At 36.6% G+C, this 23,443-nt stretch carries 21 protein-coding genes; 17 read left to right on the forward strand and 4 right to left on the reverse strand.

Translation table 11 applies throughout. The features are described 5' to 3' along the window. Window positions 1-58 precede the first annotated feature (58 nt). Complete coding sequence (locus DS031_RS01645) at window positions 59-1,000, forward strand: DHH family phosphoesterase (RefSeq protein WP_113804180.1); 942 nt, start codon at window positions 59-61, stop codon at window positions 998-1,000. Window positions 1,001-1,055: 55 nt separating this feature from the next. On the opposite strand, the gene DS031_RS01650 is transcribed toward DS031_RS01645, so the two are convergent. From DS031_RS01650 to DS031_RS01660, 3 genes are all read right to left on the reverse strand, one after another. Continuing rightward, on the reverse strand, window positions 1,056-1,241 hold the full coding sequence (locus DS031_RS01650) for a YtzJ family protein (RefSeq protein ID WP_113804181.1): 186 nt from the start codon (window positions 1,239-1,241) through the stop codon (window positions 1,056-1,058). Window positions 1,242-1,342: 101 nt separating this feature from the next. Then, window positions 1,343-1,846: a sporulation membrane protein YtrI gene (ytrI, locus tag DS031_RS01655; protein WP_113804182.1), complete on the reverse strand. Its 504-nt coding sequence runs from the start codon at window positions 1,844-1,846 to the stop codon at window positions 1,343-1,345. After that, a complete protein-coding gene (locus DS031_RS01660) occupies window positions 1,846-2,160 on the reverse strand; it encodes a YtrH family sporulation protein (RefSeq protein WP_113804338.1) in 315 nt (104 codons plus the stop codon). The genes ytrI and DS031_RS01660 overlap by 1 nt, the downstream gene beginning before the upstream one ends. Window positions 2,161-2,332: 172 nt before the next feature. Between DS031_RS01660 and DS031_RS01665 the strand changes: the two genes are divergently transcribed. The 7 genes from DS031_RS01665 to DS031_RS01695 all read left to right on the forward strand — a co-directional run bounded on the left by DS031_RS01665 (window position 2,333) and on the right by DS031_RS01695 (window position 12,458). After that, window positions 2,333-5,683 carry a DNA polymerase III subunit alpha gene (locus DS031_RS01665; RefSeq protein WP_113804183.1) on the forward strand — a complete coding sequence of 1,117 codons (3,351 nt, stop codon included), beginning with the start codon at window positions 2,333-2,335 and terminating at the stop codon, window positions 5,681-5,683. A 211-nt stretch (window positions 5,684-5,894) separates the two neighbouring features. Continuing rightward, on the forward strand, window positions 5,895-7,109 hold the full coding sequence (gene ystJ, locus DS031_RS01670) for an NADP-dependent malic enzyme (RefSeq protein WP_113804339.1): 1,215 nt from the start codon (window positions 5,895-5,897) through the stop codon (window positions 7,107-7,109). A gap of 165 nt (window positions 7,110-7,274) precedes the next feature. Next, complete coding sequence (gene accD, locus DS031_RS01675; protein ID WP_113804184.1) at window positions 7,275-8,132, forward strand: acetyl-CoA carboxylase, carboxyltransferase subunit beta; 858 nt, start codon at window positions 7,275-7,277, stop codon at window positions 8,130-8,132. Then, window positions 8,132-9,109 (forward strand): acetyl-CoA carboxylase carboxyl transferase subunit alpha, encoded by a 978-nt coding sequence (gene accA / locus DS031_RS01680; RefSeq protein WP_113804185.1) that lies wholly within the window; start codon window positions 8,132-8,134, stop codon window positions 9,107-9,109. Before accD ends, accA begins: the two co-directional genes overlap by 1 nt. Before the next feature lie 112 nt (window positions 9,110-9,221). Next, window positions 9,222-10,181: a 6-phosphofructokinase gene (gene pfkA, locus DS031_RS01685; RefSeq protein WP_113804186.1), complete on the forward strand. Its 960-nt coding sequence runs from the start codon at window positions 9,222-9,224 to the stop codon at window positions 10,179-10,181. Window positions 10,182-10,203: 22 nt separating this feature from the next. Continuing rightward, complete coding sequence (gene pyk, locus DS031_RS01690) at window positions 10,204-11,958, forward strand: pyruvate kinase (protein ID WP_113804187.1); 1,755 nt, start codon at window positions 10,204-10,206, stop codon at window positions 11,956-11,958. A 107-nt stretch (window positions 11,959-12,065) separates the two neighbouring features. Next, window positions 12,066-12,458: an FxsA family protein gene (locus tag DS031_RS01695; RefSeq protein ID WP_113804188.1), complete on the forward strand. Its 393-nt coding sequence runs from the start codon at window positions 12,066-12,068 to the stop codon at window positions 12,456-12,458. A gap of 59 nt (window positions 12,459-12,517) precedes the next feature. On the opposite strand, the gene ytvI is transcribed toward DS031_RS01695, so the two are convergent. Continuing rightward, window positions 12,518-13,630, reverse strand: a complete 1,113-nt coding sequence (gene ytvI, locus DS031_RS01700; RefSeq protein ID WP_113804189.1) for a sporulation integral membrane protein YtvI — start codon at window positions 13,628-13,630, stop codon at window positions 12,518-12,520. 244 nt (window positions 13,631-13,874) lie between these two features. Between ytvI and DS031_RS01705 the strand changes: the two genes are divergently transcribed. The 9 genes from DS031_RS01705 (at window position 13,875) to hflC (ending at window position 23,365) form a co-directional block, all read left to right on the forward strand. After that, window positions 13,875-14,348: a DUF441 domain-containing protein gene (locus tag DS031_RS01705; protein WP_113804190.1), complete on the forward strand. Its 474-nt coding sequence runs from the start codon at window positions 13,875-13,877 to the stop codon at window positions 14,346-14,348. A 288-nt stretch (window positions 14,349-14,636) separates the two neighbouring features. Further along, window positions 14,637-15,752, forward strand: a complete 1,116-nt coding sequence (gene citZ, locus DS031_RS01710; protein ID WP_113804191.1) for a citrate synthase — start codon at window positions 14,637-14,639, stop codon at window positions 15,750-15,752. Window positions 15,753-15,838: 86 nt separating this feature from the next. Then, entirely contained in the window at window positions 15,839-17,113 is a 1,275-nt protein-coding gene (gene icd / locus DS031_RS01715) for an NADP-dependent isocitrate dehydrogenase (RefSeq protein ID WP_113804192.1), read from the forward strand. Between the two features lie 28 nt (window positions 17,114-17,141). Continuing rightward, a complete protein-coding gene (gene mdh / locus DS031_RS01720) occupies window positions 17,142-18,080 on the forward strand; it encodes a malate dehydrogenase (protein ID WP_113804193.1) in 939 nt (312 codons plus the stop codon). A gap of 92 nt (window positions 18,081-18,172) precedes the next feature. Continuing rightward, window positions 18,173-18,649, forward strand: coding sequence for a MaoC/PaaZ C-terminal domain-containing protein (locus tag DS031_RS01725; protein WP_113804194.1), 477 nt, complete (start codon window positions 18,173-18,175; stop codon window positions 18,647-18,649). 153 nt (window positions 18,650-18,802) lie between these two features. Continuing rightward, window positions 18,803-19,513 (forward strand): response regulator transcription factor, encoded by a 711-nt coding sequence (locus DS031_RS01730; RefSeq protein ID WP_113804195.1) that lies wholly within the window; start codon window positions 18,803-18,805, stop codon window positions 19,511-19,513. Then, window positions 19,506-21,236 (forward strand): two-component system histidine kinase PnpS, encoded by a 1,731-nt coding sequence (gene pnpS, locus DS031_RS01735; RefSeq protein ID WP_113804196.1) that lies wholly within the window; start codon window positions 19,506-19,508, stop codon window positions 21,234-21,236. Before DS031_RS01730 ends, pnpS begins: the two co-directional genes overlap by 8 nt. Window positions 21,237-21,479: 243 nt before the next feature. Next, a complete protein-coding gene (gene hflK / locus DS031_RS01740; RefSeq protein ID WP_113804197.1) occupies window positions 21,480-22,430 on the forward strand; it encodes an FtsH protease activity modulator HflK in 951 nt (316 codons plus the stop codon). Further along, window positions 22,427-23,365, forward strand: coding sequence for a protease modulator HflC (gene hflC / locus DS031_RS01745; protein ID WP_113804198.1), 939 nt, complete (start codon window positions 22,427-22,429; stop codon window positions 23,363-23,365). The genes hflK and hflC overlap by 4 nt, the downstream gene beginning before the upstream one ends. The last annotated feature ends 78 nt before the right edge of the window (window positions 23,366-23,443 follow it).

The following is a 23,443-nucleotide window of genomic DNA, read 5'->3' on the forward strand; positions in this document are numbered from 1 at the left end:
CGTTGTATCAAAAAAGTTTCACATTTTTGTGAATTTTAATAGAGAAAGGAAGCAGGTTATGAAATCGCGTATTTTAGATACAATTGAATCCTATCATACGATTATTATCCATCGGCATGTTCGTCCCGATCCTGATGCTTTAGGTTCACAAGGAGGTCTTAGTGAAATATTAAAGGCATCCTATCCCGAAAAAAAAGTGTATATTGTTGGAGAAGAAGATGAGGGATTAACATTTTTATGTAAAATGGACGAGATTCCTGATGCAGTATACGAGGGGGCTCTTGTAATTGTTTGCGATACAGCAAATCAGCCAAGAGTTAGTGATCAGCGCTATAAGCTTGGAGAAAAAGTGATTAAAATTGACCATCATCCAAATGAAGATCCTTATGGCGATATGATTTGGGTGGATACGTCTGCAAGTTCTGTAAGTGAGATGATTTATGATTTTTATCTTTCTCAGAAAGAGCATGGATTAATTATGAATAAACGTGCTGCAAGGCTTTTATATGCCGGTATTATTGGAGATACGGGCCGCTTTTTATTTTCAAATACAACTGAAAAAACCTTTCAATATGCTGGTGAGCTTATTCATACAGGCATTGAATTTCGAGAAATCTATGAGAGCTTATATAAGAAAAAACTTGAACTTATTCATTTAAATGGATATGTTCTGCAAAATTTCACATTAACTGAAGCGGGTGCAGGGTATATAAAAGTAACGCAAGAAGTATTAAATCAATTTGGGGTTGTCCCAAGTGAGGCCTCTTTGCTTGTGAATGCATTTAGTAAAGTGGAAGGAATAAAGGCTTGGGTCTTTTTTATAGAAGAAAAAGATCAAATTCGCGTTCGATTGCGCTCGAAGGGTCCTATTGTGAATACGATTGCTGCTTATTATGAAGGTGGAGGGCACCCGATGGCAGCAGGAGCAACAATTTATAAGTGGGAACAAGCAGAAGATGTATTGAGAGATTTAGAAGAAGTTTGTCGTTCTTATTCATAATGACGAAAGACCGACATTTTCATTTGGCAAGTGTCGGTCTTTTTATAATAAATACTTACGATTGTTGAATAGGAATAAACCATGAGCCATGCTTTGTTTCATCCACATGTACATTTAAATTTAATCTTTCTAATTCTTTTTTCATAAGTGTGGCAACTTCTTTCGTTTCTGCAAAGGCTGACAATCCATTTTGAATCTTTTCAATTTTTGCTTTCGCCATATGTTTTCTGCTAATTAGCATTTTGCTTGTCCTCCTTTAAATTAAATGTTATACTTCTTATTTTACTAAATGTTCAGTCTCTTTTCTGCTCTTTCATAAAAATGCCACAAAAAGTTTGGAATTTAAGATAAAAGCTTCAACTCTAAGAAAATCTCTACTGTTGTTGTTAAATAAAGCTGTCTTACTTTTACATTGTATGTCATCTCACCAGTTTCATAGCTCTTATGTTCAATTGCCTTTAAAATATATTCTTTCGTATTTGTAACACTGCCAATATCTTTATTGATGAGATCCTGCAGTTCCTTTTCAACCGCTTGTCTTAATTCATAAACATCAAGCTCTGTTAGTTTCAATTCTTTTGCATTAAGAAATTCTACTTGGATTTTTTCAATAACAAGCTTTTGAGCATTTTCTTGATTTTGTTCTTTTTGTACTTTTTCATAGTACATAATCATTTCTTTTTGACCGCGTATTTGAGCTTCCTGTTCTTCAATTGTTTTGACTTGTTTTTCATACATAATGCCGAATAATGCTAAGAAAAAAAGCCATCCAAAAACAATACCAATACAAAAGCCAGATAAAAAGCGCTGCCAGCCTGGACGATTATAATATGGAGGGACGCGCATTAAGGCAGGCGCTCCTGCTGGGTTAACCATTCAATAAGTGTCATTCCCGTATTTGCCCCGCTCATTGCTGATAAAACAAGTAAAATTTGTTTTAGTACTTCAATTGGGGTTCCATAAAAAAAACCTCTTTCGATATTTGTAATCATATCGAATGTACCGCCAATTGCAGCAACAAGAGCCCAGATTTTAATTCTTTTCGCCAAATCATAAATGGTTTCTAACGGTGGTTCCTTTACTAAAAAAGCACCAATTCCACCAACAATTGAACCTCCTAATACTGCTCCTGCGGCAATAAAAAAAGCGAGAATTAACATTACGAGAAAACGATCCACGCGCTTTCCCTCCCTAGACTTTATTCGTTACTAGACTTTATTCGTTACTAGAGTTTATGGACAACCTATTAAAAGTATGAACGTTTTCTTCAAGCTTTTACTTTGTAATATAATAAGGGAAAGGGTAAATGGATGAATGTAAGGAAGTGATTATATGGAGTTTGTTCATCTTCACGTACATAGTGAATACAGCTTACTAGATAGTGCCTGCCGTATTGAAAAATTGGTCAAAAAGGCAAAAGCGCTTAAATTTAAAGCATTGGCATTAACAGATAAAAATGTTATGTATGGAACAATTCCATTTTATAAAACGTGTATAAAATACGGAATTAAACCAATTATTGGGCTTGAAGTACAGGTTGCAGGAGCAGCGAGTCACCTTAGTGAAAGCACCTATCCGCTCGTACTGCTTGCTGAAAACGAAGAAGGGTATAAAAATTTATTGAAAATTAGCAGTGTTGTAATGACAAAGGAAAGCCGTCAACAACCTTTTATTGAGCGGGGAATGCTTTCAAAATACGCACGAGGGCTTATCGCGCTTTCTGGTGGGTTTTCAGGTGAAATTAGTCAATGTCTTCTTCGCAATGAGATAAAGCAAGCTGAGCATTTAGCCCTACAGTATAAACAAGTATTTGGAGAAAAATCGTTTTATTTAGAAATAGAAGACCATGGGCTTAAAGAAGAGAAAATTGTAAATGAACGTTTGCTTAATCTTACTCATCTTACGGGAATACCGCTTGCTGCTGCAAATCGCGTTCATTACATTAAAAAGGAAGATTATCTTGCCCATGATTGTCTCGTTTGTATTAAAGAAGGAAAAAAGCTTAATGAGAAAGAGGCAGCAGGGCTTTTAAGTCATGAGTATTATTTGAAGTCCAAGGAAGAAATGAAACAATTATTTAGCAGGATAGATGAAGCTGTTGCAAATACGGAAGTCATTGCGAATCGCTGTAATGTTGAAGTAGAGCTTGGTCATCATATTCTTCCGACCTTTCCAATTTCAGAAAAGTTATCTGCCAAAGAGTATTTGCGCAGTGTTTGTATGGAGGGGCTGCATAAACGGTTTTCTATGGTATCAGAAAAGATTCAACAGCGTCTTGATTATGAACTGGAAATTATTGATCATATGCAGTTTAATGACTATTTTTTAATTGTATGGGATTTTATAAAATTTGCACGACATAATGGAATTCTAACAGGGCCAGGAAGAGGGTCTGCAGCCGGTTCTCTTGCTGCTTATGTTTTATTTATCACAGATGTTGATCCGATTCAGCATGAGCTGCTGTTTGAACGATTTTTAAATCCAGAACGTGTCACAATGCCTGATATTGATATAGATTTTCCAGATATAAGGCGAGATGAAGTGATTCAGTATGTAAAAGAAAAGTATGGACAGCACCATGTTGCGCAAATTATTACATTTGGAACGTTAGCGGCAAAAGCCGCAATTCGGGATGTTGGTCGTGTTCTTGCTCTTCCGACATCACTTGTAGACTCGATTGCTAAACAGATTCCATCACGACCTGGAATTACGTTAAACGAATCCGTTCAAGAAGCGGCTTCATTGCAAAAAATCGTCCAAACGTCGAGTGAGGCAAAGCAGTTGATGGATATTGCTCTTACGATTGAAGGACTGCCTCGTCACACCTCTACTCATGCGGCAGGTGTTGTAATAAGTGAAGAGCGCTTAACGAATCATGTGCCGGTAAAACACGGACATGAAGGAATCTTTCTTACGCAGTATGCAATGGAGGGGTTAGAAGAGATTGGACTATTAAAGATGGACTTTCTTGGATTAAGAAACTTATCAGTGCTTGAAGAGATCGTCCATCATATTGAGAGAGAAACAGAAATGAGAATTGACCTTCATAAGCTCCCATTTAACGATCAGAAAACGTTCGAACTGCTTGGAGCAGGTGATACGACAGGTGTTTTTCAACTTGAATCAGATGGGATGCGTCAAGTTTTAAAGCAGTTAAAACCAACTCATTTCGAAGATATTGTAGCGGTTAATGCTCTTTATCGTCCTGGCCCAATGGAGTATATTCCTCTTTATATTGATGGAAAGCATCGCCGCCGCACTATAAGCTATCTGCACCCTGATTTAGAGCCTATTTTAAGCTCCACATATGGAGTGATTGTGTATCAAGAACAAATCATGCAAATTGCTTCTCATATGGCAGGGTTTTCACTTGGAGAAGCTGATTTATTAAGACGAGCTGTTTCAAAGAAAAACCGAACTCTTTTAGAGGAAGAGCGGCTGCATTTTATAAAAGGTTGTATTAGTCAAGGATATGAGAAAAAAACGGCTGAAGAGGTGTATGAACTCATTATTCGTTTCGCAAACTATGGATTTAACCGCAGTCATGCTGTTGCGTATAGTGTTCTTTCTTATCAGCTGGCTTATTTAAAAGCCAATTATCCTTTATATTTTATGGCTGCATTATTATCAAATGCAGTTGGAAACCAGCTTAAAATAACTCAGTTAGTAAAAGAGTGTAAGAGAAAGGAAATTTCACTTCTTCCTCCTTCTATTAATAAAAGTCAGGCATTTTTTATCATTGAAAATCGGGGAATTCGCTTTGGACTGGCAGCTGTTAAAAATGTTGGAGTCAAGGCGATTGAAGAGATTGTAGGAAAGCGACCTGAAAAAGGATATAAGAGTTTATTTGATTTTTGTCAAAAGATTTCTCTCAAACTTGTGAATAAACGGGCCATTGAATCATTAGCAGCTTCTGGGGCTTTTGATGAATGGGGATATGATCGTGCCGTACTGCTCTCTACAATAGAAAAAGCGATTCAGCATGGAGAGAAAAATTCATCTCTATCTCGACAAAGTGAGGAAAGCTTTCAACATTATAATGAAGTGCCTCCTTTTCAAAAAAGTGAACAGCTTTTATTAGAAAAAGAAGTGCTTGGTTTTTATTTATCAGGTCATCCAATACAGCAGTATAAAGAGATATTAACTGCTTACCAACGGACAGTGCTGGAGGATTTAAAGGAAAATAGGAATAAAAAATCCATTCGTACTGCGGGCTTAGTAGTAAATGTAAAAGAAGTAAAAACTAAAAAAGGAGAAAAAATGGCCTTTTTAACTCTTAGTGATGAAACAGAAGAAGTGGAAGTAGTTGTTTTTTCCCCATTGTATCAACAAAAAAAACATCTCTTTCAAACAAATACTTTATTATTTTTAGAAGGTATTATAGAACAAAAAGCGTATCATGTAAAAGTAATTGCAAATAAAGCAATAGCGTTAGAAGAGTTATATCAAAAAAGAAAAAAGAAGCTTTACTTAAAAATTGAACATACGCCTTATCAAACAAAAACTTTACAAAAACTAAAAGAAATTCTTGTCGATTATCCTGGAAATCAAGATGTGGTTTTGTATTATGAAAACGAAAATAAAGCGCGTCAGCTCCCAGCAGATCATGCTGTACTGCTAACCGATGAATGTATGAACAAGTTGAAAAGCCTTCTTGGAGAAAAAAATGTCGCCTATCGATGAAAAGGTATACAAGTTTTTGTTGAATAGTGTAATTAAGTTTCCTTTAAAAATTGTTTACAGTCATGTGACTTTTGTTATAATGAAGAAAGTCAAAGACGGCTTGACCTTATCGTCCACTTTTATCACAAAATAAGCTTATTACAAAAGCGGCCGCAGCTTTAATAAAAGGAGAGTGAACAAATTGGGAACAACACGTGAAGAAGCACTACATATGCATCGTATTAATCAAGGAAAATTAGAATCTAAGTCAAAAGTTCCTGTACGAAATGCTCAAGATTTAAGTCTTGCTTATTCCCCTGGAGTAGCTGAGCCTTGTAAAGAAATTTATGAAGATAAAAATAAAGTGTACGAATATACAATGAAAGGTAACATGGTTGCTGTTGTTTCCGATGGCACAGCAGTACTCGGGCTTGGAAATATTGGTCCCGAAGCGGCACTTCCTGTAATGGAAGGAAAAGCTGTCCTTTTTAAAAGCTTTGCTGGTGTAGATGCATTTCCAATCTGTTTAAATACGACAGAAGTGGATAAAATTATTGAAACAGTAAAACTGCTTGAGCCGACATTTGGAGGAGTGAATTTAGAAGATATTGCAGCTCCAAACTGCTTTGTAATTGAAGAGCGTTTGAAGAAAGAAACAAATATTCCAGTTTTTCATGATGATCAACATGGTACAGCAATTGTAACAGCTGCAGGCCTTGTAAATGCCTTAAAGATTATTAAAAAATCAATGTCTGAAATTAAAGTTGTGATTAATGGGGCTGGTGCAGCAGGAATTGCCATTATTAAACTGTTGAATCGTTTTGGTGTTAAAGATATTATTATGTGTGATTCAAAAGGGGCTATCTTTGAAGGCCGTCCATACGGAATGAATGATGTAAAAGCTCAAGTAGCCGCTTTTACAAACCGAAATAAGCAGGAAGGCTCTTTACAAGATGTTTTAGTTGGGGCCGATGTGTTTATAGGTGTGTCTGTTGCAGGAGCTCTTACAAAAGAAATGGTCCAAAGCATGAAGGAAAATGCCGTTATTTTTGCAATGGCAAATCCAGACCCTGAAATTATGCCGGAAGAAGCAAAACAAGCAGGAGCAAAAGTTATTGGGACAGGTCGTTCAGATTATCCAAACCAAGTAAATAATGTATTAGCTTTCCCGGGCATTTTTCGAGGGGCATTAGATGTTCGTGCCACTCATATCAATGAAGAAATGAAGAAAGCTGCCGTTCAGGCTATTGCTTCTCTTGTATCTGATGAACAGTTATCAGAAGACTATGTGATTCCAGCTCCGTTTGATGAACGAGTAGCACCAGCTGTAGCGGCTGCCGTTGCAAAAGCAGCAATGGAAACTGGAGTAGCAAGGATAAATGTAGACCCGAAAAAAGTAGAGGAAAAAACTCGACGACTTGCTGTTATTGGCAAAGAAACCGAGTGAAGTGGGGAAGAGAAGTCTTTCTCACTTTTTTCTGTCTCTGTCTCTTTGAAAAGATTTCGTAGAGGATAAGAGGTAAAAACAAGGTCAACTGTAAGATTAATTCCCATTTAACAACGGATTTTATAACGTTTAATCATGTTGGAAAGAGAAAGGAAGGATACCACCTTGTTCAAGGATATATTTGTAAAAAAGAAAAAGTATGCAACAATTCCATCTGAGAAATTGAAGCAGGATGTTCCAGAAGGAATTATGACAAAATGTCCGCAATGTAAACATATTATTTATACAAAAGAATTAAAGAAAAGTTTGAAAGTATGTGGATCTTGCGGTTATCATTTACAAATGACTTCATACGAACGCATTGAAAGCTTGATTGATGAGGGGACATTTGTAGAGTATGACAAAAATATGATTTCAGAAAATCCTTTAGCATTTCCAGAGTATGTGGAAAAATTAGAAAAAGATCGTCAAAAAACTGAAATTAATGAAGCAGTTGTAACTGGTGAAGGTGATATAGAACAGAAGCCAGTTGTAATCGCCGTGATGGATGCGCGATTTAGAATGGGAAGTATGGGATCTGTTGTTGGTGAAAAAATTACAAGAGCTGTTGAGAAAGCAGCAGAAAAAAAAGTCCCGTTTATTATTTTTACAGCTTCAGGTGGAGCAAGAATGCAGGAAGGTGTATTAAGTTTGATGCAGATGGCAAAAACAAGTGCTGCCCTTAAACGTTTTAGTGATAATGAAGGGTTATTTATATCTGTTATGACACACCCAACAACAGGTGGAGTTTCTGCAAGTTTTGCGTCACTTGGCGATTATAATTTTGCTGAGCCAGGAGCATTAATTGGTTTTGCTGGGAGACGAATCATTGAACAAACCATTCGTCAGGAGCTGCCTGATGATTTTCAAACAGCTGAATTTTTATTAAAGCATGGGCAGTTGGATCGCGTTATTTCAAGGCAGGAAATGAAAGAGACGCTTTCAAAAGTACTTGATATTCATGTGTTAAGAGGTGAGGATTAATGGCAGGAGAACTAGAATTTGAACGTCCTGTTGTTGAATTAAAAAATAAAATTGCAGAACTAAAGGCGTTTATGGAAGAAAAAGAGATTGATTTATCTGATGAACTGAAGCGTCTAGAAGAAAGACTGCATACATTAGAGCACGAGGTTTACGGCAATATGCAGCCGTGGGATCGTGTTCAAACTGCACGTCATCAAGAACGTCCAACAACATTAGACTATATTGAACATTTATTTACGGATTTCCTTGAGCTGCATGGCGACAGGCTTTATGGGGAAGACGAAGCAATTGTAGGCGGGGTTGCTAAGTATCATGGTAAACCAGTAACTGTTATTGGGCATCAGCGCGGTAAAGATACAAAAGAGAACTTACGACGAAATTTTGGAATGCCTCATCCAGAAGGCTATCGTAAAGCACTTCGCTTAATGAAACAAGCTGAAAAATTTAATCGTCCTATCATTTGTTTAATTGATACAAAAGGTGCTTATCCAGGAAAAGCAGCGGAAGAACGCGGCCAAAGTGAAGCGATTGCTCGTAATTTATTTGAAATGGCTGGTTTGACTGTCCCGATTGTTTGTATTGTAATTGGCGAAGGAGGAAGCGGAGGCGCGCTGGCATTAGGAGTTGGAAATCATATGCACATGCTTGAAAACTCAACATATTCTGTTATTTCTCCTGAGGGAGCGGCAGCGCTTTTATGGAAAGATGCGTCACAAGCAAAACGCGCAGCTGAAACGATGCGAATTACAGCGCCAGATTTAAAAGAATTAGGAATTGTGGATGAAATTATTCCTGAAGTAAAAGGTGGCGCTCATCGAGATATTAAAAAACAAGCTGAACTAATGGGTGTTATATTACAGAAGTCTCTTCAACAATTGAGTGAATTATCCAAGGAAGATCTTGTAAACACACGTTATGAAAAATATAAAAAAATCGGAAAATATACGTTTGTAAACGATTCCATCAGCGTAAAATAAAGTATATGCTTTCTCTGTAAAAGAGGAAGCATATTTTTTGTCTATTGTGTTCTGTTGTTGGATTTGGTATTTTAATAACATCGAATAAGTGTCTAAAATGGGGTGAGACAAAATGAAGCGTATTGGAGTTTTAACAAGTGGTGGAGATTCTCCAGGAATGAACGCAGCTGTTCGTGCGGTTGTACGAAAAGCAATTTATCATGATGTTGAGGTTTATGGAATTTATCATGGTTATAGTGGTTTGATTAATGGAAACATTAAAAAGCTTGAAATCGGTTCAGTTGGTGATACAATTCACCGTGGAGGAACCATTTTGTATTCCGCAAGATGTCCAGAGTTTAGAGAGTTAGAAGGTCAAAGGAAAGGCATTGAAAACTTAAAGAAATTTGGTATTGAAGGATTAGTTGTTGTTGGTGGAGATGGTTCTTTTAGAGGAGCTGAAAAGCTTACAAACCATGGTTATCCGACAATTGGTGTACCAGGAACGATTGATAATGATATTCCAGGAACAGATTTTACAATTGGGTTTGATACAGCTTTAAATACGGTTATTAATGCTATTGATAAAATTCGTGATACGGCAACTTCTCATGAACGTACATATGTTGTTGAAGTAATGGGAAGAGATGCTGGTGACCTTGCATTATGGTCTGGTCTTGCTGACGGAGCTGAGTCGATCTTAATTCCAGAAGCAGAATATGACATGCAGCAAATTGTTGCAAGACTTAAGCGCGGTCATGAACGCGGCAAAAAGCACAGTATTATTATTGTTGCTGAAGGTGCTGGAAGCGGCGTGGAGATTGGTAAGCAAATTGAAGAAGCAACAGGCTTTGAAACACGTGTAACAGTGCTTGGACATATTCAGCGTGGTGGTTCGCCTACAGCGTTTGACCGAGTGCTCGCAAGCCGCTTAGGAGCAAGAGCAGTAGAATTACTTCTTGAAGGAAAAGGCGGCCGCACGGTAGGTATTCAAAACAACAAGATCGTCGATCATGACATAAATGAAATTCTTTCTGTCAAACATGTAATTGATGAAGGAATGTATCAATTATCACAAGAGCTATCTATTTAATTAATAGGGGGATATGAAAAGCATGCGTAAAACAAAAATTGTTTGTACAATTGGTCCTGCAAGTGAAAGTGTTGAAAAATTAACAGAGCTAATGGAAGCTGGAATGAATGTGGCACGTTTAAATTTTTCACATGGCGATTTTGAAGAGCATGGTGCTCGCATTAAAAATATTCGTGAAGCTGCTGAGAAATTAGGGAAAACGGTTGCCATTCTTCTTGACACAAAAGGCCCTGAAATTCGTACCCAAACTCTTAAAGAGGGTGTAGCTGAACTGCAAGCAGGACAAGAGTTAATTGTTTCTATGGAAGAAGTAATTGGAGACAATACGAAGATTTCTGTTACATATCCTGGGTTAATTGATGACGTTGAAGTAGGCTCAAAGCTTTTACTTGATGATGGACTAATTGAGCTTGAAGTAACAAGCAAACATAACAATGAACTTGTAACAAAAGTGTTAAACAGCGGCACGCTTAAAAATAAAAAAGGTGTAAATGTACCGGGTGTTAGTGTGAACTTACCAGGGATCACTGATAAGGATGCAAACGATATTCAATTTGGTATTGAACAGGGCGTTGATTTTATTGCTGCATCTTTCGTGCGCCGTGCTTCTGATGTACTTGAAATTCGTGAGCTTTTAGAGAAAAATGATGCTGCACATATTCATATTATTCCAAAGATTGAAAACCAAGAAGGTGTCGATAACATCGACGAAATTCTTCAAGTTTCAGATGGATTAATGGTTGCACGTGGCGATCTTGGCGTTGAAATTCCTGCAGAAGAAGTACCTCTTGTGCAAAAGGAGTTAATTAAAAAATGTAATGCATTAGGAAAACCTGTGATTACAGCAACACAAATGCTTGATTCTATGCAGCGCAATCCCCGTCCAACACGTGCTGAAGCAAGTGATGTTGCAAATGCGATTTTTGATGGTACAGATGCGATTATGCTTTCAGGTGAAACAGCAGCAGGAACTTACCCGGTAGAAGCAGTAAAAACAATGCACAACATTGCAAAACGCTCTGAATCCGCATTAAACTACCGTGAAATTTTATCAAACCGTCAAAAAGTGAGTGAAACAACAATTACAAACGCGATTAGTCAATCGATTTCACACACTGCTCTTGATTTAGATGCAGCAGCAGTTATTACTGCAACTGAGAGCGGTCATACAGCTCGTATGGTTTCAAAATATCGTCCAAAAGCACCAATTGTTGCGGTAACGCCTATTGACAGTGTGCGTCGTCAGCTTGCACTTGTTTGGGGTGTGACGCCGAAGCTAAGCAAAGCAGCAACAACAACAGACGAAATGCTTGAAATTGCTGTTTCTGAAGCGATTAATACTGGAGTTGTAAAACGCGGTGATCTTGTTGTTATTACGGCAGGTGTACCGGTTGCAGAATCTGGTACAACAAACCTTATGAAGGTTCATGTTATTGGAGATGTTATCGCCAAAGGACAAGGAATCGGTAAAAGATCTGTATCTGGTAAAGTCGTTGTAGCAAAAAGTGCTGAAGAAGCATTACAAAAAGTAACAAAAGGCTCTATCCTTGTAACAATTGGAACAGATCGTGACATGGTTCCGGCAATTGAAAATGCGGCAGCTATTATTACAGAAGAAGGCGGCTTAACAAGTCATGCAGCAGTTGTCGGCTTAAGCCTAGGTATTCCTGTTGTAGTTGGTGTAGCTGATGCATTAAATGTACTAAAAGAAGGCCAAGAAGTAACAGTAGATTCTTCAACAGGTGATATTTACGACGGACATGCTAGTGTTTTATAATGAGTAAAAAAAAGAGAAGGGAAACCTTCTCTTTTTTTACTATGAGAAAGTAACTAGTTGGCAGCATGGAGAAGAGCCAACTGAATTTTTTGTGAAGGGGTTATGCCATGTTTCGTATGTTATTAGCCTTTATTATTATCATTCCAGCTATGGAAATTGGATTGCTGCTGCTTTCAGGAAAGACGCTTGGTGTATGGCCAACAATCGTCCTTATTATCATGACTGGCGTGCTTGGAGCGTGGCTTGCAAAAAAGGAAGGCGCTCAAGCTCTAAAGCTTGCGCAAATTCAAGTGCAAAACGGAGAAATTCCTAATGAGGTGATACTGGACGGTTTATGTATTCTTGTAGGAGGAGTTGTTTTATTAACTCCGGGATTTATTACAGATGCAGCGGGTTTCTTTTTGCTTGTTCCGACAACGCGTACTATTGCAAAAGCTGGCTTAAGAAAGCTGATTAGCCGAATGATTCAAAATGGACAGTTTACGATTATAAAAAGATAAACAGAGAAACAAAAGGGTGGATTCCATTTTTGGAATCCACCCTTTATGTATAATTATCATTATTTTTTATCAATAATGAAAGTCCATGCCTCACGAAAAATATTTGCTTGATGAAGTGTTTTAATTACAACAAGAAGAACAGGTCCTATAATTAAACCGAGAAAGCCAAAAAGCTTAAATCCTACAAATAGCGCAATTAATGTTGCAAGAGGATCGAGGCCAATATTTGATGAGAGGACTTTCGGTTCCATCACTTGTCGTTGAATAATGACAACTCCGTACAAAATCGATAAACCAATTGAAAGATAAAAATTCTCGGTAAGCAAACTATAAATAATCCAAGGAATAAAGACAGCCCCTGTACCTAGATAAGGAAGAATATCGACTAATCCAATGAGTAGTGCAATTGTAATCGCATATTCCACCCTCATAAATAAAAGTCCAATAAGTACAATAACGGCTGTAATTGAAATAAGCGTAAACTGTGCTTTAATAAAACCAAACAGGGCTTTTCTTAAGTCTTTATAAACTTTTCCGCCGCTTTCAAATGCTTTGTTTGGAATGAGTCTTCTGAAAGTAGAGCCGAGTTTATACCAATCTTTACTAATAAAGAAGGTTGCCAGCAATGAAAAAATAATCACTGTTGCAAAATTTGGCAAACTAACAATAAAACGTGAAATAGCAGACGCGATGTTTTGGACAAAATTGGTGAACACAGAGGTGACAGTTGTACCAACCGATTGAATGTTTTCGATGACACTTGACTTTTGACTAGGATCTAAATTGTTAAACATGGATGCCAATTGGTTGTAGAGAGGGATAATCTGTGCAGCAAAAAAATCTTCTAAATACTGAACAAGTTCATTCACGTGTTCAGGAAGCACATTTGCTAAGTAAGCAATTCCTCCTACTATTTCAGTAATTAAAAATGTTAATAAACCAACAATGCTTCCGATAATTAATAATAATGCTAGTAAAACGGCAAGTGCTCGGGGCATTTTCCCTCTTGCTTCAAAAAAATTCACAATTGGATTGATTAAAAAAGATAAAACAAGTGCGATAATAAAAGGGTATGTAACTGTGGAAACATAATAAAGTGTAAGCAGCCCAAAAACAATTGCCGCAATAATGAAAAGAAATCGCAATGCGCTATATAAGTAGTTTAAATTCAAAGAAACTCACCTTTCTTATAGGGATAATATTAGTAATATTTTACACCTATTTAATAGTGATAGCAATGAACGCTTTTTAGAGAAAACCCTTACAAAAAGGTGCTTTGAAGCTCACTTTAACAGATGTCCAAATAAAATAAAGACGAGTTCGTCCTATCGTTCATAATTAAAGGGAAAATGTAGCAAATTAAAAAGAGATATGATACGATATTTTTGGGAGAATGTAGTTAGAAAGGATGGCACTGTGTTTTCACAACCAACATTATTTTTACTTATTTTACTTCTTATTGGTTTGATTGCTAAGAATCAACCACTAATTATTGCGGTAGTGTTCCTTTTGTTGATTAAATGGATGGGTCTAGGAGGAAAGGTATTTCCTTATATGCAGGCAAAAGGAATTTATTGGGGCGTTGTTATTATTACCATTGCTGTGCTTGTGCCAATTGCTGCCGGTGAAATCGGGTTTGTTCAATTAAAAGAAGCCGTACAATCTTCTTATGCTTGGATTGCTTTAGGATCGGGGATTTTTGTTGCTGTGATTGCTTCAAGAGGAATTGAACTGCTTCAGCAAGACCCGCATATTACAACGGCACTTGTTTTTGGAACAATCTTAGCTGTTGCCGTTTTTAAAGGAATTGCAGTTGGTCCGGTAATTGGAGCAGGAATTGCTTACTTAGCGATGAAAATTGTTTCGTATTTTAATTCTTTCACGGGGTAACAGTAGGAAAGAATGTTAGGATAACAGCAATACAATAAGTTTTACTTATCAACTATGATAACTTTCTTGTAATATACTTATAGATCAAAAACCGCTATCATAAAATATAGAGGAAAAATAAAATACGATCACTTTATTACAAAAAAGTCAGAGAATTGTTTATAATTAAATAGTCGGTATGCATTACATATTTTATTTAACTCATCGTAGTTAAAACTTTTAAATTTCTCTAGTTGCAGCAATTAAAATAAAAATCAGCAGATAAAATAAAGAAAAGGAGAGATGGGCATGACAACAGCTCGTGGTTTAGAAGGAGTAGTAGCAACGACTTCAGGGATTAGCTCTATTGTTGACGATGTCTTAACATATAGAGGGTATAATATTGATGATTTAGCAGATAATGCTAGCTTTGAAGAAGTCATTTATTTACTTTGGTATGGAAAGCTTCCAAATGCAGCAGAGCTTGATGAACTGAAGAAAGATTTAGCGGAAAATGCCGAAATTCCTAAGCAAATTATTGAGCAAATGAAGTCTTATTCAGTTGATAAAGTTCATCCAATGGCTGCGCTAAGAACTGCGGTCTCTACGTTAGGGCTTTTTGATGAAGAAGCAGATAATCTTGATCAAGAAGCAAATTACCGCAAAGCGGTGCGTTTACAGGCGAAGATTCCAACAATTGTAGCAGCATTTACGCGTATCCGTGATGGGAAAGAACCTGTTAATCCTCATGGGAAATTAAGTTTTGCAGCAAACTTCTTATATATGTTAACAGGTAAAGAACCAGACAATATATCTGAAAAGGCTTTCAATAAAGCGCTGGTTTTACATGCAGATCATGAGTTAAACGCGTCTACTTTTACAGGGCGAGTATGTGTGGCCACATTATCAGATATTTATTCGGGTGTTACGGCTGCAATTGGCGCTTTAAAAGGACCTCTGCATGGTGGCGCAAATGAACGTGTAATGAAAATGCTTCATGAAATTGGTGAAGTTGATAATATTAAACCATATTTGCAAAAAGCATTTGCAAATAAAGAAAAAATTATGGGATTTGGCCATCGTGTATATAAAAATGGAGATCCTCGTGCAAAACATTTACGTGAAATGTCTAGGCAGCTGACTTCTATTACAGGGGAATCTAAATGGTATGAGATGTCCGTTAAAATTGAACAAATGATTCAAAACGAAAAAGGGCTTCTTCCAAATGTTGACTTTTTCTCGGCATCTGTGTATCACAGTTTAGGCATTAAACACGATATTTTTACTCCAATCTTTGCAATTAGCCGCGTTTCAGGATGGCTTGCACATATTTTAGAGCAGTACAGCAACAATCGTTTAATTCGTCCTCGTGCGGATTATGTAGGTAAAACAAATCAAACTTACGTGCCAATCGAAGAACGATAAAATAAAACAGCATCACATAGGCTTGCTGTGTGATGCTAAATCTAAATTTAAAACAAAGATTTATTACATCATAGGAGGTTTTTGCAGTGGCAAACGGTGAAAAAATTACAGTAACTAGCAATGGACAATTACAAGTACCAAACAATCCAATTATTCCATTTATTGAAGGTGATGGAATTGGCCCGGATATTTGGGCAGCTGCTTCACGTGTTTTAGAAGCATCAGTAGAAAAAGCATATAACGGTGAGAAAGACATTGTATGGAAAGAAGTATTAGCAGGTGAGAAAGCATACAACCAAACAGGTGAATGGCTGCCAGATGAAACACTTGAAGCAATTCGCGAATACATAATTGCAATTAAAGGGCCATTAACAACGCCAATCGGAGGCGGAATTCGCTCATTAAACGTAGCATTACGTCAAGAGCTTGATTTATTTGCTTGCGTACGTCCAGTTCGTCACTTTACAGGAGTACCATCACCAGTAAAGCGTCCTGAAGATACAGATATGGTAATCTTCCGTGAAAATACTGAAGATATTTACGCAGGTGTAGAATATCAAAAAGGCTCTGATGAAGTTAAAAAGTTAATTGATTTCTTGAAAAATGAACTAGGTGTTAATAAAATTCGTTTCCCAGAAACATCAGGAATTGGGATTAAACCAGTATCTGAAGAAGGTACAAAACGTTTAACGCGTGCAGCAATTCAGTATGCAATTACTGAAAATCGTAAAAGTGTAACATTAGTTCATAAAGGTAATATTATGAAGTTTACAGAAGGTGCTTTTAAAAACTGGGGTTATGAAGTAGCAGAGCAAGAATTTGGAGATAAAGTATTTACATGGGCTGAATATGACCGTATTGTTGAGAGTGAAGGTCGTGATGCAGCTAATAAAGCACAAGCTGATGCAGAAGCAGCAGGTAAAATTATTGTAAAAGACGCAATTGCAGATATTTTCTTACAGCAAATTTTAACTCGCCCAGCTGAATTTGATGTTGTGGCTACAATGAATTTAAACGGAGATTATATTTCTGATGCTCTTGCAGCACAAGTTGGCGGAATTGGAATTGCTCCTGGAGCAAACATCAATTATGAAACAGGACATGCTATTTTTGAAGCAACACACGGAACAGCTCCAAAATATGCAGGACTTGATAAAGTAAATCCATCATCTGTTCTTTTATCTGGTGTACTTATGCTTGAGCACCTTGGTTGGCATGAAGCGGCAAAATTAGTAATGGATTCAATTGAAAAAACAATTGCAAGTAAAGTTGTAACTTATGACTTTGCACGTCTAATGGATGGTGCAACAGAAGTTAAAACTTCTGAATTTGCGGACGCCTTAATTAAAAACATGAACTAACCATTAGTTAAAATGGAGGGTGATTAACATGGCGATTAAACGAAAAAGAGTTTCAGTAATCGGAGCAGGTTTTACAGGAGCAACCACGGCTTTAATGCTTGCGCAAAAAGAGCTTGGGGATGTTGTGCTGGTTGATATTCCTAATTTAGAAAACCCAACAAAAGGAAAAGCGTTAGACATGCTTGAAGCAAGTCCTGTTCAAGGATTTGATGCTGATATTATTGGGACCTCTGATTATGCAGACACAGCAAATTCGGATGTAATCATTATTACAGCCGGTATTGCGCGTAAACCTGGTATGAGTCGTGATGACCTTGTAAATACAAATGCAAAGATTATGAAGTCTATTACAAAAGAGCTTGTAAAACATTCTCCTGAAGCAATTATTGTTGTGCTAACAAATCCAGTTGATGCAATGACATATTCAGTGTTTAAAGAATCTGGTTTCCCGAAAGAACGTGTTATTGGACAATCAGGAGTCCTTGATACAGCGCGTTTCCGTACATTTGTTGCACAAGAGCTTAACCTATCAGTGAAAGATGTAACTGGTTTTGTATTAGGCGGTCATGGTGATGATATGGTTCCGCTTGTACGTTACTCTTATGCTGGTGGTATTCCGCTTGAAAAATTGATTAAACCTGAGCGTCTTGAAGAAATTGTTCAGCGTACGCGTACAGGCGGTGGAGAGATTGTGAATCTTCTAGGAAACGGCAGTGCTTACTATGCACCTGCTGCTTCATTAGTACAAATGACAGAAGCTATTTTGAAAGATCAACGCCGTGTTATTCCAGCAATTGCTTACCTTGAAGGTGAGTATGGTTATGATGGAATTTATTTAGGGGTTCCAACAATTCTAGGCGGTAATGGCCTTGAACAAATTATTGAGCTTGATTTAACAGAAGAAGAAAAGGCAGCACTTGATAAATCAGCTGAATCAGTTCGTAATGTAATGAACGTATTAGCGTAGTTGAGGCTTTTCTAAGAAGAGGTTTGGAAAATTTCCGAATCTCTTTTTAGCTTATAATCGATACCATGTTTCCAAAAGAGGAGGACGAGGTTATGGTTTTAGGTAAGAAACGAAAGCTAGGGCGTCAAATTGAAGAAATTACTGTAGGGGAGAAGTTGGAAATTACGGAGAAGATTGAGGATAAAGATCTTCTGCTCTATTTAGGGTTATCAGACGATAATAATCCGTTGTTTATTCAGCATGACTATGCCTCAATGACACCTTTTAAAAAACCAATTGTTCCGCATTTAATGCTTACTGGTATTGTTAATGCAGCTGTTTCGAAGTATTTACCAGGACCAGGAAGTGCCATTATGAAGCAGGAATTAGCCTTTTTAAAACCTGTTTATCACTATGGAACTGTTTTATTTCAATTTGAGGTAGTTGGCAAACAGCAGGAAGCCCATCTTATTGAAATAAAAATAGATGCATTTGATGAAGGGCAAGAAAAGGTAATTGAAGGGATGTTAAAAGTGAGTCCTCCTTATCCTCCAAAACCAATTACATCGAGTACTTTTGAAAACTTTTAAATTCTCTCTAAAAAGAGTGCCATATTAGAATATGGCACTCTTTTTAGAGAGAATGTTCACACCGCTTTTGAATTATGAAAAAAAATAGTATGATGAGAATTAGAAAAAGATAATTAGTAATGAAGGGTAAAATGTTTTAGGGGGAGAAATAAGATGACTCAAAAAGTATTAGTTGTCGATGATGAAATATCTATTGTCACCTTATTAAAGTTTAATTTAGAAAAAGCGGGTTATGACGTTATTACAGCGTTAGATGGTCAAGAAGCTGTTTATTTAGTGGAGACCTATCATCCTAACTTAATCGTTCTTGATCTTATGCTGCCGAAGTTAGATGGGTTAGAAGTATGCAAATTGCTTCGTCAAAAGCAAATCCTTACTCCGATTTTAATGCTTACAGCAAAAGATGATGAATTTGATAAAGTGCTTGGCCTTGAAATTGGGGCAGATGATTATATGACTAAGCCGTTTAGCCCGCGTGAAGTTGTAGCAAAAGTGAAAGCAATTTTACGGCGGATTTCAAATCAAACTATAGAACCGAAAGAAGAATTTCACAAAATTGTTATTGGTGAATTAGAAATTTTCCCAGAACGTTTTGAGGCGCTCTTTAAAGAGAGGATGTTAGACTTAACACCTAAAGAATTTGAAATGCTTCATTATTTAGCAAAGCATAGAGGCAGGGTATTAACTCGTGAGCAGCTTCTTGGGGCGATTTGGGACTATTCTTATTCGGGTGGCACAAGGATTGTAGATGTTCATGTTAGTCATTTAAGAGATAAGATGGAAAGGAATACAAGAAAGCCGCGCTACATTAAGACAATTCGTGGCTTAGGCTATAAATTAGAGGCACCTCATCCACATGAATAAATTTCGATTTCGAATGTTAAATGCCCTTTTAATTGTGATGGTCATTACATTTATTGGTGTAGCATTACTTCTTGAAAATTTATTAAAAAGCTTATATGTAAATGATTATATCGAGCAGTTGAAACGAGAAGCCGCTTTTGTAGAGACGCTTTTGCATGAAAAAGAATGGACGACGTCGCATTTACCGGTTCTAGTCCGTACTTTAAATAACAATCAGGTAGGAATGGTCCGTATTTTTTTGAATGATGAGACAATGATTAATGAAGAAGGGAAGCAGCAAAAAGCTCCTGTGGAATTAGGGGAGCTTGAACGTTTGTCAAATCAAAAAACTTTGGAGAAGCATCTTAATAATATGCAGTATACAATTCCTTTTACAGTGGAAGGGGAACCAGCTTTTCTTCAGTTTAGTTTATCAAAAGAAACGGTACAAAATAGTTATTATAAGCTAAGGATTGTTATTTTTACATGTTTATCAATTGGCTTTATCATTATTGTTATTATGAGTGTGCGTATTATGCATCGTTTAACAATGCCGCTTGCTGATGTGACGCGTGTTGCAAATGAGCTTGCACATGGTAATTTTAATGCACGCACATATGATGATCAATTAGATGAAACAGGACAATTGAGTGAGTCTATTAATGTGTTAGCAAGGAACTTGCAGGAAATGACAAACTCTTATAAAGCTCAACAGAACCGTTTATCTACCCTTATTGAAAACATGGGAAGCGCCCTTATTCTTATTGACTCTAAAGGTTATATTAATCTTGTTAACCGTACGTATAAAGAGATGTTTAAAGTGAATACAAGTGAATGGCTGAACAAGATTTATTACCATGTATTGTCTCAAAAAGAAATTATTAAAGTGATTGAAGAAACTTTTATGACAGAAGCGCAAGTTCATAAACAAATTTTAATTACTGTAAACATTGAACGGAAACATTTTGACATCAACAGTACACCAATTATTGATAATGAGGGACGACTTAAAGGGGTTGTGCTTGTTTTTCATGATATTACAGAATTGAAAAATTTAGAGCAAATGCGAAAAGATTTTGTTGCAAATGTCTCTCATGAATTACGCACACCTGTTACTTCTTTAAAAGGCTTTGCCGAGACGTTACTCGATGGTGCAATGGAAGATGAAACATTAAGAAAACAATTTTTAATGATTATGTTGGAAGAAAGTGAACGGCTTCAACGTTTAATTCAAGATTTATTGGACTTATCTAAAATAGAGCAAAAGGGAATTGTCTTGAATTGGGATGTAGTCGATTTAAAACAGAATATTGAGGATGTATTAGTAATCTTAAAAGAAAAAGCTGATAATAAAGAGCTTACAGTGACGTTTAATGTGACAGGAAACCCTGTCATCTTAGGAGATATGTACCGTTTAAAGCAAGTTTTTATTAATCTAATTAATAATAGTATTACTTATACGTTAAAGGGAAGAAGCATTCATATTGATTTAACTGAAGCAGAGGATACAGTTATATTTAAAATTTCAGACACAGGAATTGGGATACCGCAAGAAGACATTCCGCGTATTTTTGAACGTTTTTACCGGGTGGATCGTGCAAGAAGTCGAAACTCTGGAGGAACCGGACTTGGACTTGCAATTGTGAAGCATATTGTAGAGGCACATGAAGGGAAAATAACGGTGGAAAGTGAGTTGGGGAACGGCACTACGTTTACGATTATCTTTAACAAACGGAAAATTTAACAATCTTTACAAAAAACACACATTATCTTTAAACAAGCTTTACATTTATCCGTTATATTTAATGAGAACCCCTTCATCACGGATAAACATATCCATGTGTAGACGAGAGAAATCATTCTCTCGTCCTTTTTTATGCCGTAAAAACATATATATGTAAGATTTAACGATTGTTTCAATGGGAAATGAAACCTTTTTCCTAGATAAGCGTAAATACTACTAATAGGCAAAAAAGGGGGAAGCACAATGAATACAAAGCGTATCGTTGTCATTACTAGTGCGATTTTTTCTATTATTTTATTAAGTATTGTTTTAATTACAAGTTGGTTTACTGTCGATGAATCCGAACAGGCAGTAATTATGACTTTTGGAAAAGTAGAAGAAGGAATTAGTGAGCCTGGCCTGCACTTTAAGCTGCCTTGGCCAATTCAATCGGTTGAAGTTTTATCTCGAGAAACCTTTAGTTTGACATTTGGTTATGATGAGGAGAATGGAGAAGTTGTCGATTATCCAGAAGAGACCAAAATGGTAACAGGTGATGAGAATATTGTGCTTGTTGACCTTGTCGTACAATGGCGTATTACCGATCCAAAGAAGTATTTATACTACTCGGATGAACCAAAACAAATTTTATATAATGCTACTTCTGCTTCGTTAAGAGGTGTTATTGGAAGTTCGAAAATTGATGATGCCCTTACATCTGGAAAAGCCCAAATTGAAGCAGATGTAAGAGAATTATTAATGAAATTAATGAATCGTTATGAAATTGGTGTATCGATTTTAGATGTAAAGCTTCAGGATGTAGAACTTCCAAATCAAGAGGTGAGAAAAGCTTTTACAAATGTTGTTGATGCACGTGAAGAAATGAATACAAAAATCTATGAAGCAGAAAAATATGCAAACCAAAAAGAAAATGAAGTAGAAGGCCAAAAAGATGCCATTATTTCAAAAGCAGAAGCAGAAAAAGCAAAAAGAATTGAAAACGCGCGTGGGGATACAGCAAAATTTAATGCCTTGTTTAATGAGTATAAAAAACACCCAGATGTGACGCGAGAACGTTTAGTGCTTGAAACATTAGATCAAGTGCTTCCAAATGCCAAAATCTATATTACAGAAGAAGATGGAAGTACTGTGAAATATTTGCCGATTGAAACACTAAAACAACAAAAACAACAGGAAGGGAGTGCGGGGCAATGAGTAATAACAGCAGCAGTGTAATCGATATGCAGAAGCGTTTAAAAGGTGGAAACTGGAGAACGTGGTTTAAGTCAGGAATGTTTTTTCTCCTTCTTTTACTTGTGATTGGCGCATTATTAAGCAGTGTTTTTATTGTGAAAGAAGGAGAATACAAAGTTATTCGTCAGTTTGGAGAAGTTGTACGCATTGAAAACCAACCTGGTATTTACTTTAAAATTCCGTTTGTTCAATCGATGACAACACTTCCAAAATACCAGATGCTTTATGACGTAACCCCTGAAGAAATAACAACTAAAGATAAAAAAAGAATGATCGTCGATAATTATGCTGTTTGGTATGTTGCAAACCCTCAACAAATGATCAAAAATGCAAGATCCATTGAGAATGCAGAAGCAAAGATGGGAGAATTTATTTTCTCTGTTATTCGGACAGAGCTTGGGCAATTAAATTATGATGAAATTATTAATGATGAAAAATCATCAAGAGGAAGTTTAAATGATCGTGTTCGTGATCGCGTGAATGAACTTCTTGAACGGGACGGGTACGGCATTGCTTTAACAGATGTTCGTATGAAGCGAACTGATTTACCAGATGCGAATGAACAATCTGTTTTTAAACGAATGATTTCAGAGCGTGAATCAAAAGCACAGGAATATTTATCGCAAGGTGATGCTGCATCAAATCGAATGAAAGCCGAAGCAGATAAAAATGTAACAACAATCTTAGCTACAGCGAATGCGGATGCTGAGGAAATTATTGCAGCAGGTGAATCAGAAGCTGCAAAAATTTACAATGAAGCGTTTAGTCAAGATCCTGCTTTTTATGAACTTTATCGCACGCTTGAATCGTATAAAAAAACAATTAATGGTGAAACAGTAATTATGATTCCAGCAAACTCTCCATATGCAAAATTATTATTAGGTGATACACAGTAAGTAAACTTCTACCGCTGTATTTTTCATTCTGTTTATCGTCATGATAAAATAGAAAAGGATGCAGCGGTATTTTTTACA

It is taken from the genome of Bacillus taeanensis, from assembly GCF_003318295.1.
Lineage (GTDB): Bacteria > Bacillota > Bacilli > Bacillales > UBA6769 > Maribacillus > Maribacillus taeanensis.